This is a genomic window from Niveispirillum lacus, assembly GCF_002251795.1.
In the GTDB taxonomy this organism is placed as follows: domain Bacteria; phylum Pseudomonadota; class Alphaproteobacteria; order Azospirillales; family Azospirillaceae; genus Niveispirillum; species Niveispirillum lacus.
Genome location: NZ_NOXU01000015.1, coordinates 73,930 through 86,473, shown reverse-complemented (window position 1 = coordinate 86,473; position 12,544 = coordinate 73,930). Strand labels below are relative to the sequence as shown.

Sequence of the window (12,544 nt, the reverse complement as noted above, 5' to 3'; positions counted from 1 at the left end):
CCACCATGTTCACCAAGGTCCTGATCGCCAATCGTGGCGAGATTTGCGCGCGGGTGGTCAACACCCTGCGGCGCATGGGTATCGCTTCCGTCGCCGTCTATTCCGACGCCGACCGTTTCACCCTGCCGGTCCTGTCAGCGGATGAAGCGGTGCATATCGGCCCGTCGCCGGCCAAACAGTCCTATCTGGATATCGACGCCGTCATCGCTGCCTGCCAGGCGACAGGGGCACAGGCGGTTCATCCCGGCTATGGCTTCCTGTCGGAAAATGCCGGGTTTGTGGAACGGCTGAACGCAGCGGGCATCACCTTCATCGGCCCGCGTGTGGAGCATCTGCAGGGCTTCGGCCTGAAACACACGGCCCGTGCCCTGGCCAAGGCCGCTGGCGTGCCCCTGCTGCCCGGCACCGACATTCTGGAAGATGTGGAGGCAGCCCAGGCCGCCGCGGCCGAGATCGGCTTCCCCGTCATGCTGAAAAGTACCGCGGGCGGCGGGGGCATCGGCATGCAGCTTTGCCACAGTGCCAACGAACTGGCGGCCAAGTTCGCTGCGGTACAGCGCATGGCCACCAGCAGCTTCGGCGACGCGCGCGTCTATCTGGAACGGTTCGTGGCAGAGGCGCGCCATGTCGAGGTGCAGATTTTCGGCGATGGCAAGGGCGGGGTCGTGGCGCTCGGCGAACGCGATTGTTCGCTTCAGCGTCGTAACCAGAAGGTGGTGGAAGAAACGCCCGCCCCCGGTCTGCCCGACGCGGTGCGCCTGCATCTGCGCGATGCTGCCATCGCATTGGGCCAATCGGTGAAATATGCCTCTGCCGGGACCGTGGAGTTCATCTATGACGTGGCCCGTGCCCAGGTCTATTTCCTGGAGGTGAATACACGGTTGCAGGTCGAACATCCGGTGACGGAAGCCGTTTTCGGCGTCGATCTGGTCGAATGGATGGTGCGTCAGGCCGCCGGTGATTTCACCCTGCCCGCCCAGAACAGCCTGATCCCGCAGGGGGCCGCGATTGAGGTTCGGCTTTATGCCGAAAACGCAGCCGCCGACTTCCGCCCCTCCACGGGCCTGTTGACCGAGGTGACCTTCCCCACCGATATCCGCGTCGATGGCTGGGTGTCGACGGGCACGGAGGTCACGGCCAATTACGATCCGATGCTGGCCAAGCTGATCGTACATGCCGACAGCCGTGATGGAGCCATCGACAAGCTGTCAGCGGCCCTGGCCGCCAGCCGCGTGGCGGGAATTGAAACCAACCTGTCCTACCTGTCCGCCATCATCGGGTCGGACCTATTCCGCCAGGGCAAGGTTGCTACCTCCGTCCTGAAGGATTTCGCCTTTACTCCTGCCACGGTGGAGGTGCTGTCGCCGGGTGCCCAGACATCCATCCAAGATTGGCCGGGGCGGTTGGGCTATTGGGATGTGGGCGTACCGCCATCGGGGCCGATGGATGACAAATCCTTCCGTCTGGCCAACCGGTTGCTGGGCAATGCGGAAGGGACGGCGGCGTTGGAATGCACGCTGACCGGTCCCACCCTGCGCTTTAACGCCGATGCCACCATCGCCCTGACCGGGGCAGTGATGGCGGCGACACTGGATGGCGCGCCCATCGCGCATGGCACCCCGTTGGCGGTGCGGGCCGGGCAAACCCTGGCGCTCGGCCGGATTCAGGGGGCGGGGCAGCGCACCTATCTGGCCGTTGCCGGTGGCTTTGATGCGCCAACTTATTTGGGCTCAAAGGCCACCTTCGCGCTGGGCCGGTTCGGCGGCCATGCCACAGGCTGCCTGAAGGCGGGCGATACGCTGGCGCTGGCGGGGCTGCCGGTGGGACCGGCGGAGATACCAGCCCTGCCCACCCTGTCCAATGAGTGGCACTTATCCGTCCATTATGGACCGCACGGCGCACCGGACTTTTTTCAGGAAGACGATATCGCCGATCTGTTCGCCGCCACCTATGAGGTGCATTTCAATTCCGCCCGCACCGGTGTGCGCCTGATCGGCCCCCGCCCGAAATGGGCTCGCGCCGATGGCGGTGAGGCCGGGCTGCACCCGTCCAACATCCATGACAATGCCTATGCCATTGGTGCCGTGGATTTCACCGGCGACATGCCCATCATCTTAGGGCCAGACGGTCCCAGCCTGGGCGGCTTTGTCTGCCCCGTGGTGGTGGCCAAGGACGATCTGTGGAAGGTCGGGCAGTTGCGCCCCAGCGACAAAGTGCGGTTCGTGCCGGTTGCGTTGGCTTCGGATTTGGCCTCGGATGCCACAGAATTTGCCTCCCCCGCGAAAGCGGGGGTCCATGGGCTGCTTGCACCATCGTTCGGGCCTGTGGCCCCTGGGTCCCCGCTTTCGCGGGGAAATCAGGGGGTGCGCATCACCCACACCACCCTCCCCTCCCCCATTCTCTCGCGGATCGAAGGGCCGGTGCCGGTCGTCTACCGCCGGGCAGGGAATGATTATCTGTTGGTTGAATATGGGCCGATGGCGCTGGATCTGGGCCTGCGGCTGCGCGTGCATCTGCTGGTCACGGCGCTCCGCAATCGCGCCCTGCCCGGCATCATCGACCTGACGCCCGGCATCCGTTCTCTTCAGGTTCATTACGACAGCGGAACATTGAAGTTACCCACGCTGTTGGGCGTGCTGGCGGAGATTGAGGCAGGCCTGGGCAGCATCGAACAGGCCAAGGTGCCCAGCCGCATCGTCCATCTGCCCCTGTCCTGGAACGACCCCCAGGTCCGGCTGGCCATGACCAAGTATCAGGAACTGGTGCGGGCCGATGCCCCCTGGTGCCCGGACAATATCGAGTTCATCCGCCGTATCAACGGGTTGGACAGCCAGGAAGATGTAAAGCGCATCGTCTTTGACGCCTCCTACCTCGTCTATGGGTTGGGTGACGTCTATCTGGGCGCACCCGTTGCCACCCCGCTGGACCCACGCCACCGGCTGGTGACGACCAAATACAATCCCGCCCGTACCTGGACCCCGGAGAATGCTGTCGGCATCGGCGGGGCCTATATGTGCATTTACGGGATGGAGGGGCCGGGCGGCTATCAGTTGTTTGGCCGCACCATCCAGGTCTGGAATTCCTGGCGCAGCACCCCACCGTTCAAGCAGGGCAGCCCCTGGCTGCTGCGCTTCTTTGACCAGATTCGTTTCTTTCCCGTAACAGAACAGGAACTGGCAGAAGCGCGTGAGGCCTTCCCCCATGGCCGTTACCCCGTGCGGATTGAGGAAACCACCCTGGATTATGCCGACCATCTGCGCTTCCAGGCCGACAATGCCGACAGTATCGACGGTTTCAAAACCCGCCAGCAGGCGGCGTTTGAGGCCGAACGGGAGGATTGGAAGGCCAAGGGCCTGGACCGTTTTGTCAGCGATGATGGCGGCCCAACAGCCGACGCCACCACCCTGCCCGACGGTTGTTCCGGTGTCGAAACAGGTGTGACGGGCAATGTCTGGAAAGTGATGGTGGAGCCGGGCCAGATGGTCGCCGCCGGTGACACGATCCTGATCCTGGAAAGCATGAAGATGGAGATGGAGGTCAAGGCTGCCACGGCGGGCCGGGTCCGGGAAGTGACGGTCAAGCCGGGCCGCACCGTCAATGCCGGTCAAACCGTCGCCATTCTGGAGGATATTGCCTGATGCTGCCCGAAAAGCTGACCGTCCAGAACCTGACCGACCTGTACCGCGCTGGTGCGGCCAATCCCGTGACGGTGATTGACGCGGTGTTGGAACGGCTGGCCGCCAACCCCGACCCCGCCGCCTGGATCAGCGTGGTTCCCGCCGACCAGTTGCGTGCCGAAGCGGCGGCCTTAACGGCCCAGGGCTATGACCCAGCAAAACCGCTCTGGGGCATCCCGTTTGCGGCCAAGGATAATATCGACGCGGGCGGCCTGCCCACCACGGCCGCCTGCCCGGCCTTTGCCTATCATCCCGCTGGCGACAGCACGGTGGTGGCGAAACTGCGCGCCGCCGGGGCCATCCTGGTGGGCAAGACCAACCTGGATCAGTTCGCCACGGGTCTGAACGGCACGCGCAGCCCCTATGGGGCCCCGGGCTGTGTGTTCAATACCGACTATATTTCCGGCGGGTCCAGTTCCGGGTCGGCGGTGGTGGTGGCGCGCGGACAGGTGGCCTTTGCGCTTGGAACCGACACCGCAGGTTCGGGCCGCGTTCCAGCCGCGTTCAACGATCTGGTGGGGATCAAGCCCAGCAAGGGCCTGCTTTCCACCAATGGTCTGGTGCCCGCTTGCCGGTCGCAGGACTGCATCACCGTCCTTTCCCATGATGTCGCTGATGGCGATCTGGTACGGCGTATAGCCGAAGGGTTCGATGCTGCCGATCCGTTCTCAAGACCCGCACAGACCCGGCCCCTGCGCCTGTCCGGCTTCCGCTTTGGGGTTTTGACGGGGACGGAGAAGGAGTTTCTGGGCGATCACGCCGCAGAGGTGCTGTATGATGGGGCGGTGGAACGGCTGGTATCATTGGGTGGTACGGCGGTGCCCTTTGATTACAAGCCGCTGCGCGAATGCGCCCATCTGCTCTATGGCGGTCCCTGGGTGGCCGAACGGCTGGCCGCGATTGAGGAATTCTTCGAAGGTCAGGCCGATGCCATGGACCCGACGGTGCGCAGCATCATTGCCGGTGCCCAGAGCAAAACCGCAGTTGAGGCGTTTGTCGGCCACTATTCGCTGGCGTTCTACACCCAAGAAATCGCCCGCCTCTGGGCTGATGTCGATCTGCTGCTGCTGCCGACCACGCCCACCATTTACACGGTTGCCGACATGCTGGCCGATCCTGTGCGGCTGAACAGCAATCTGGGCCGTTACACCAACTTCGTGAACTTGCTGGATTGTGCGGCGGTGGCCGTGCCCGCCGGGTTCCGGCCCAATGGCCTACCCTTCGGCGTCACGCTGGTCGGGCCTGCCTTCACTGATCCTGGTCTGGCCGTACTGGCCAGCCGTCTGCATGGTAAGGGAGAGATCATGCCAACCGTTCCCGCCGACTGGCTGCCCATCGTGGTGGTGGGTGCCCATCTGTCCGGCATGCCGCTGAACCACGAATTGACCAGTGTGGGTGGCGTGAAGCTGGCCGATGTGCGCACTGCACCGGATTATCGCTTCTATGCCCTGGCCGGAACGGTGCCGCCGAAACCCGGTCTGGTGCGCGAACCTGGTTTTGTCGGGCCGGGTATCGTAGCAGAGGAATGGGCCCTGCCCCCCGCCGCTTTCGGCCAATTTGTCGCCCGTATTCCCGCCCCCCTGGGCGTGGGCAAGGTAACACTGGAGGATGGGCGGCAGGTCACCTGCTTCCTGTGTGAGAGCCATGCGCTGACAGGAGCCACCGACATCACCGGTTTTGGTGGTTGGCGGGCCTATCGGGCCAGCTTGTCCTAACCCTGCCGCTTGCCAGCACGCCGACACAGGGGTATTCCTCCATCCTTCATGGTCTGGATGGTGGTCTTGTTGCGTCTGTCTTTCCCCCCTTGGCGTCTGTTGCTGGTGGCGGCCTTTGTGCTGCTGGCCGGCGCCATGGGCAGTAGCGGGCCGGCAGCGCGGGCCAGCATCGCACAGATCGCTGGCGACTGTTCCGACTTGGGAAACTGTCATCAGCGGCTGACCGCACCGTCGCAGCCGGCCTTGATCCAGGTCGCTCTGCGGATCGACGGCAAGGCCCTGACCGGTAATGGCGGCGGGTTCGCGGCGCTCCCCGACGCGACTGGCCTTCCGGTCCTCCCACGGATCATCACGGCAACATCCGTCCGCCTTTCCAGCCCGCCCTTGCGCAATGCCGCAAACGGCCCTGGTCAGCCGCGCGGACCGCCCACAGGCCGCTAAAGACGACCTTTCACCTTATTCCCATGATCACCAGGGCGCGGCCGTCGGGCCGCCGCCGATGATCGGACAAGTCCCATGCTTAAATTCACACGTCTGCAGACCATTGCCATTCTGCTGATCTGCTTCCTGGGCAGTGCGCTGGCCATCCCCAGTCTGGTCGGTCCGCAAAACATGCCCTCCTGGCTGCCCATGCGCCATTTCAACCTGGGCCTCGACCTGCAAGGCGGTTCGTACCTGTTGCTGGAGGTCGATGCCGAGGCGGTCAAACGCGAACGGCTGGAAAACGCCGTGGACGAAGTGCGCAGCCTGCTGCGTACCGCCGACCTGCGCGCCGCCGGTGTCGGTGTTGAAGGCAGCGGCCTGATCGTGCGTCTGGCCGATCCGGGCGATGCCCAGCGCGTCACCGACGCCCTGCGCCCGATGACCCAGGGCACCCTGCCCGGCGAGATTGCCGATTTCACCATCGTGCCGGAAGCCGGGCGTCTGCGCCTGGATTTTGGCCAGCAGGCCCTGACCAACCGCGTCAGCAAGGCCGTGGAGCAGTCGCTGGAGATCGTGCGCCGCCGTATCGATGAGACGGGCGTGAACGAACCCATCGTTGCCCGACAGGGTGCCAGCCGACTTCTGGTGCAGTTGCCCGGTATCACCGATCCGGGCCGCATCAAGCGCCTCCTGGGTCAGACCGCCAAGATGACCTTCCATCTGGTAGGCGACGCCACCGTGGCCCCGGGCACCGCAGCACCACCCGGCTTTGAATGGTTGCCAAACGCCGACCGGGGGGCCGGTGGGTCCCAGGTTCTGGTCCGCAAACGTGTCGAAGTGGATGGCGCCACGCTGACCGATGCCCAGCCCAGCGCTGACCCGCAGTCGGGACGATGGGTCGTTTCATTTAGCTTTGACAGCATCGGTGCCCGCCGCTTCGGCGACATTACCAAGGCGAATGTCGGTCGGCCCTTCGCCATCGTGCTGGATGGCCGCGTCATCTCTGCGCCTGTGATCAATGAACCGATTCTGGGCGGCCGCGGTCAGATCAGCGGCAACTTCACCGCCCAGACGGCCAATGAACTGGCCGTGCTGCTGCGTGCCGGTGCCCTGCCCGCCCCCTTGACCGTTGTCGAAGAACGCTCCATCGGGCCTGAACTGGGGGCTGACAGCATCAAAGCCGGCATCATCTCCTGTATCGTCGGTGTCGTGCTGGTGTTTGCCTATATGTGGCTGACCTATGGCTTCTTTGGTCTGATCGCCAACGCGGCCCTGGTCTTCAACCTGTTCCTCACTTTGTCCTGTCTGGCCATGCTGGAAGCGACACTGACCCTGCCTGGCATTGCCGGTGTGGTGCTAACGCTCGGCATGTCCGTGGACGCCAATATCCTGATCAACGAGCGTATCCGTGAAGAATTGCGCAAAGGTAAGTCAGCACTGTCGGCGCTGGAAACGGGCTATATCAAGGCCCGTGGCACCATCATGGACAGTAACCTGACGACCCTGATCAAGATGGTGCTGCTCTACATCGTGGGTACCGGTTCGGTGAAGGGTTTTGCGGTCACCACCTCGCTGGGCATCATCACCTCGATGTTCACAGCGACCGTTGTGGCCCGCCTGCTGACTGCGATGTGGTACAAGCGCACCCGCGCCAAGGACCTGCCCGTTTTCGGCCCCATCAAGCTGAAAACCGCCGGTCTGAAGATCAACTTCATGAATGGCCGCCATATCGGTCTGATCGTGTCGGTGGTTGTATCCACGGCGTCCGTCATCATGTTCTTTAAGCCGGGCCTGAATTACGGCATCGATTTCGCGGGCGGCATCGTCATGGAGGTGCGGACGGCGGAAACCACCGACTTCCCCAAGATGCGTGAGGTTATGGCCGGCGTGAATGTCGGACCGGTTGCTTTGCAGGCCTTCGGCACCGACCGCGACGTCATCTTGCGCATGGAACGACAGGAGGGGCCAGAGAGCAACCAGCAGCTCGCCATCAAGGCCGTGACCGCCGCCCTGGAACAGAATTTCCCGGGGTCGGAAGTCCGCCGGGTGGAAGCGGTGGGGGCATCAGTGTCGGCAGAGCTGTTCAGCGACGGCATGCTGGCCCTGGCTCTCGCGGCCTTCTTTATGCTGCTCTACATCACCTTCCGCTTTGAATGGCAGTTCGGTGTAGGAGCGGTGGTGACCATGATGCTGGACGTTACCAAAACGGTCGGCTTCTACGCCCTGTCGGGGCTGCAGTTTAACCTGACAGCCGTGGCAGCGATGCTGACCATCATGGGCTTCTCCATCAATGACAAGGTCGTGGTCTATGATCGCGTGCGCGAAAATCTGCGGCTTTACCGTAAAATGCCGCTGCGTGAGTTGATCGACCGGTCGATCAACGAGACCATGACCCGTACCATCAACACCAACATCGCCGTATTCCTGTCCATTGTGCCGCTGGCGCTTTATGGCGGTGAAGCCCTGCGTGAGTTTGCCTGGGCACTGTTGTTCGGTATCCTGCTGGCAACCTCTTCCTCCATCTTCATCGCAGCCCCAATCCTGCTGTATCTGGGGGAGAACCGACTGCGCAAGACCATGGATGCGGAAGATCCGCCGCCCCCCGAAGGGAACGAGGGCGAGGCCGCCAAGGCCTGACCCCCGTCTGAAACGACAAAACCCCGGCACCGTGCGGTGCCGGGGTTTTTGTTTGGACGAAGGCAGAGCTTACAGCAATCCGCCTTGATCGTGATCGATGCGAATGCCGCTGGTATTACCCAGCCCGCTTGCGCCCCGTCAGCATGGCGCGGACCAGATTCTCCCGGTGCAGCAGGCTGCTGACCAACACCCCAGCCAGATGCAACCCCACCAGGACCAGGGTACCATTGGCCAGGACCTCATGTGCCTCTTCCAGGAGATGACCATAAGGGCGGAGTGCCAGAAGGGGATAGCGGGTGAACAAGCCCAGCGCCGCCGTCCCCAGAAGACCGAACCAAAGCAGCAAGGCCATGGCCCCGCCGGCGGGATTATGCCCCAGATGCCGATCTGCACGTCCCCGGATCATCGCCCGAAGATAGCCCAGAAGGCCGGGCACAGTCGGGACGAAATCGGTGAAGCGGGCATGGTTGCTGCCAACCAAGCCCCAAAGCGCGCGAAAGCCCACCAAGGCGATGATGATCAGACCGGCGGCCTCATGCAGGGCCATCACCTCTTCTGCCGACAGCCAAGCGGTCAGAAAGGCGGCGGCGATACCCCAATGGGCAAGACGTTGCAGCCGATCCCAGACACGAACCGTGGCGGAACCGGATGGGGTGATGGCCCCTTCCCCCGGTGGGAATGTCGTGTCGGCCATCAGTCATGCTCCACTTTCAGGACGTCACCCGTGCGGGCATCGACATAGAGTTCCTGGCGGCGGCCATCGGGACCAATAGCCTTTACCTCCACCAGCTTATCGCTTTTCCGTTCCACGGCATGGGCGTCCCGGTAACCCTGGGCCGACAGCTTGTCCAGCAGGGCCGGGAGGGACAGCGTGTCGCTGGCAGTAGCAGGGCCCACGGTCGGGGCGCCGACACCGGTGCCGGCGCCTTGAGCATAGGCATAGGCACCAGCAGCCAAAGAGCCGGTCAGCAGCAGGCCGGCGAGAAGACGGGGATAAGGCATGTTTGGGTTCCTTCCTGTGGGATCGATGATGGAACCGATCCTGGCAGGGCGGCGCTGAACCCAAGCTGAATGCACCGCGTCAACAAAACGGTGGGGAGATTTCCCGACCGCTCATCCTTCAGACCAAATGCAGAGGTGCCCAGCGGAACCTTAACTCACCGCAGATCGCCGCCAACAACCGCCGGAGCCGGAACAGCCGCCGTGCGGGCAATGGCGAAACGATACATCAGAAGGGTCAGACCGACGGTCAGAGCAAAACCGGAAACACCACCGACCAGCACGCCCGCCATATTCGGCACCGCCACGATTGACCAGTAAGCCAGGGCAGTACGGGTGGGCGACACCAGCCAGCGCAGGAGGTAATGGTGGAGATGCTCCCGGTCGGGGGAGAAGGGCGCCCGCCCCGCACGCAAGCGGCTGACGATTAGACGCAGACAATCGATCACGGGCAACAAAAACAGGCCCATTAACTGCATGTTGGTGAGGCTGCTGTCGGCTTGGCCGGTGATGGCCAGACCCAGCAGGCCCATCACTGCCGAGATCCCATAAGCCCCGCTGTCGCCCAGGAAAATACGACCGCGCATGTTAAAGGCCAGGAACACCGCCCCACCCGCCACAATCAGCAGCGCCAGCATGGACAATGTGCCGGTACCGGCCATGGCAAAGAACAGGGCCCAAATCATAGCCATGCCAGACGCCACGCCATTGGCCCCGTCGCTCATGTTGAACGCATATTGAAAGCCAACCAGGCTGATGATGGTCAGCATGGCGCCCATGAAGGGCGGGACATCAATGCGTGTGCCACCGCCAAAATCCAACGAGGTCAGGGCCAGTTGCGGTGCCAGAATGATGGCGAACGAAAACATCACCAGCGACACGGACAGCCGCACCACCGGGGGCAAATGCTGGCGATCATCCAGCATGCCCATAACGAACAGGATCGTCATCACCGGCACAATGACCCAGTGCAGACCCACACCATCCAGATAGGAGAGGCCGCCACCAATGAGCGTTGCTGGCAGAAGAATGGCAAGACCACCAACCAGCGGTACGGCACCACGATGCAGCTTACGAAGGCTATCAGGCTTATCCATGATGCCCAGCGCGTTGCCAATCGGGGCTGCCGCAAAACAGATAATGGCAGACAGGGCGATCTGCAGGACCAGGGCCACAAGATATTCCAATTTTGCCACCCTTCTGGCGCGGGTTTGCGAGCTTTCTTAACGGCAGCAACAACACGCCTTACCGGTCCGTCTGAACCGATAAAAAGCAGCGTATCGTCGTGTCGGAAGACGCTCCTTCTCTGAGATGTCCCGCGGTCCGCCCCTTCGTACCGCAGTGCCGAAGCCGTGGCAGGTTTACCATAGGCCTCGATCTATCGGAAAGACATTACCGTAGGGAAGGTCTGCGTTGGAAGCGCAGACGGACAAAAACAACTTACTGACATGAAGATTATCATGTCTGATGCCGGAATAGCACAGTCTTTCGGCGAGCCCGCCTATGACTTTTCGTAGAGGTATGGCCCGAAAACAGCCAAGACCAAAGGGGTTCCGGGGGACGACACCAACAGCATAGCCGGTACGGGCCAGCGCCTCCGTGGCGACTCCGAGGCAGTAACGGCGCTCGAATGGCAAAGGGCGGGCCCCCACAGGGGAGGCCCGCCCATCACCTCGTTGCGTATATTGCAGTGCGGAAATTCAGGTCGGTGCCCGGTCAGATAGTCCACCGCCAAGAGCCTTGTACAAGGTGACCAGATTGGACAAGCGTTGTTGACGCAAAGCGATCAGGGTGCTTTCGGCAGCGTAAAGGCTGCGCTGCGCGTCCAGCACCTGCAAGTAGCTGTCGACGCCCTTCTCATAGCGCAGCTTGGCCAGATCGTGGCTTTCCCGCGTGGCTGCAACCAACGCCGTCTGGGCAGCCACCTGGTCGTCCAGGGTCGATCGGGCAACCAGGGCATCGGCAACTTCGCGGAAGCCAGTGCGCACCGCCCCCTGGTAATTGGCAACCGCGATGTCGCGGTCGGCCTTGGCCACGTCCAGATTGGCTTGGTTGGCACCAAAATCAAAGATCGGCAGACTGGCATCCGCCCCGACATTCCAGACTTTGCTACCGCCGTCAAACAGGCCAGACAAAGAACGGCTGGCCGTTCCCAGCGCGCTGGTCAGGCTGATGCGGGGGAAAAAGGCGGCCCGTGCCGCCCCGATATTGGCGTTGGCGGCACGCAGATTATGTTCGGCCTGGGCAATGTCGGGCCGGCGGGCCAGCAGATCCGAGGGCAGACCTTCCGGCAACCCCGGCAGCAGCAGACTGCCATCTTCGCCAAGCTGTTTATCAGGGCTCACCCTCACCGGGGAACCGACCAGCAGGGCCAAGGCATTTTCGTCCTGTGCCACCTGCCGACGCAACGCGGCCTGATCGGCACGCGCTGTCTCAAGCGCAGTTTCAGCCTGACGGAGGTCCAGCAAGGAACTGGTTCCACGATCATAGGCCTGCTTGATCAGATCATAGCTCTCCTTCTGAGCATGAAAGGTCCGTTCCGTGAGGGCTAACTGCTCCCGGTCGGACAGCAGGGCCAGATAGGCATTCGCCACCTCGGCCACGAGGGCCAGACGCACCGTTTCCCGCGCGGCGGCCGTGGCGAAGTACGTTTCAAGTGCGGCGTCCGACAGGTTACGGACCCGGCCAAAGAAATCGAGCTCAAACGCCGTGACCCCGGCATTGACCTGATACTGGTTGGCGATGGCGGGCGCTGGTTCGTTGGCACGGGACCGACTGGCCGTTGCACCCGCACTAACCGTCGGCAACTGCGCCGATCGCTCAACACGGTAGAGGGCACGCGCGCGCTCCACATTCGTCGTGGCCACGATCAGGTCATGGTTTTGCGCCAGGGCCTGATCAATCAGTCCGCGGAGGCCTTCATCCAGGAAAAATTCGCGCCAGCCCAGATCAGCCACTGGCATGACCGGCCTGTCAACCTGCGGGTATCGTTCGGCAATGCCTGTCGACGGCGCCTGATAATCCGGGGCCATACTGCACCCGGCCAGCAGGAGCGGCAGCAGGGGCAGAGCGAAAAAACACTTGTTCATGATG

Annotated in this window: 8 protein-coding genes; 4 read left to right on the top strand and 4 right to left on the bottom strand. The window is 62.8% G+C overall.

Features of this window, described 5'->3' with window-relative positions; all coding sequences use genetic code 11:
• Window positions 1-5: 5 nt before the first annotated feature.
• The 4 genes from uca (at window position 6) to secD (ending at window position 8,452) form a co-directional block, all read left to right on the top strand.
• The gene (gene uca, locus CHU95_RS01625) at window positions 6-3,638 is read left to right on the top strand and encodes an urea carboxylase (RefSeq protein WP_094453063.1); all 3,633 of its coding nucleotides are present in this window, start codon (window positions 6-8) and stop codon (window positions 3,636-3,638) included.
• Entirely contained in the window at window positions 3,638-5,392 is a 1,755-nt protein-coding gene (gene atzF / locus CHU95_RS01620) for an allophanate hydrolase (RefSeq protein ID WP_094453061.1), read from the top strand. Before uca ends, atzF begins: the two co-directional genes overlap by 1 nt.
• Before the next feature lie 66 nt (window positions 5,393-5,458).
• Entirely contained in the window at window positions 5,459-5,833 is a 375-nt protein-coding gene (locus CHU95_RS01615) for a hypothetical protein (protein WP_133065375.1), read from the top strand.
• 75 nt (window positions 5,834-5,908) lie between these two features.
• Window positions 5,909-8,452, top strand: coding sequence for a protein translocase subunit SecD (gene secD / locus CHU95_RS01610; RefSeq protein WP_094453057.1), 2,544 nt, complete (start codon window positions 5,909-5,911; stop codon window positions 8,450-8,452).
• Between the two features lie 115 nt (window positions 8,453-8,567).
• On the opposite strand, the gene CHU95_RS01605 is transcribed toward secD, so the two are convergent.
• The 4 genes from CHU95_RS01605 to CHU95_RS01590 all read right to left on the bottom strand — a co-directional run bounded on the left by CHU95_RS01605 (window position 8,568) and on the right by CHU95_RS01590 (window position 12,540).
• Window positions 8,568-9,146, bottom strand: a complete 579-nt coding sequence (locus tag CHU95_RS01605; protein WP_094453055.1) for a cytochrome b/b6 domain-containing protein — start codon at window positions 9,144-9,146, stop codon at window positions 8,568-8,570.
• On the bottom strand, window positions 9,146-9,454 hold the full coding sequence (locus CHU95_RS01600) for a PepSY domain-containing protein (protein WP_094453053.1): 309 nt from the start codon (window positions 9,452-9,454) through the stop codon (window positions 9,146-9,148). Before CHU95_RS01600 ends, CHU95_RS01605 begins: the two co-directional genes overlap by 1 nt.
• Before the next feature lie 155 nt (window positions 9,455-9,609).
• The gene (locus CHU95_RS01595; protein ID WP_094453051.1) at window positions 9,610-10,638 is read right to left on the bottom strand and encodes a glycosyltransferase family 4 protein; all 1,029 of its coding nucleotides are present in this window, start codon (window positions 10,636-10,638) and stop codon (window positions 9,610-9,612) included.
• Window positions 10,639-11,151: 513 nt separating this feature from the next.
• Window positions 11,152-12,540, bottom strand: coding sequence for an efflux transporter outer membrane subunit (locus CHU95_RS01590; protein ID WP_094453097.1), 1,389 nt, complete (start codon window positions 12,538-12,540; stop codon window positions 11,152-11,154).
• Window positions 12,541-12,544 lie beyond the last annotated feature (4 nt).

What these genes read in the sequence shown, in the direction of transcription:
- uca (WP_094453063.1), top strand. Translation starts at nt 6, where the DNA reads ATGTTCACCAAGGTCCTGATCGCCAATCGTGGCGAGATTTGCGCGCGG.
- atzF (WP_094453061.1), top strand. Translation starts at nt 3,638, where the DNA reads ATGCTGCCCGAAAAGCTGACCGTCCAGAACCTGACCGACCTGTACCGC.
- secD (WP_094453057.1), top strand. Translation starts at nt 5,909, where the DNA reads ATGCTTAAATTCACACGTCTGCAGACCATTGCCATTCTGCTGATCTGC.
- CHU95_RS01605 (WP_094453055.1), bottom strand. Translation starts at nt 9,146, where the DNA reads ATGGCCGACACGACATTCCCACCGGGGGAAGGGGCCATCACCCCATCC.
- CHU95_RS01600 (WP_094453053.1), bottom strand. Translation starts at nt 9,454, where the DNA reads ATGCCTTATCCCCGTCTTCTCGCCGGCCTGCTGCTGACCGGCTCTTTG.
- CHU95_RS01590 (WP_094453097.1), bottom strand. Translation starts at nt 12,540, where the DNA reads ATGAACAAGTGTTTTTTCGCTCTGCCCCTGCTGCCGCTCCTGCTGGCC.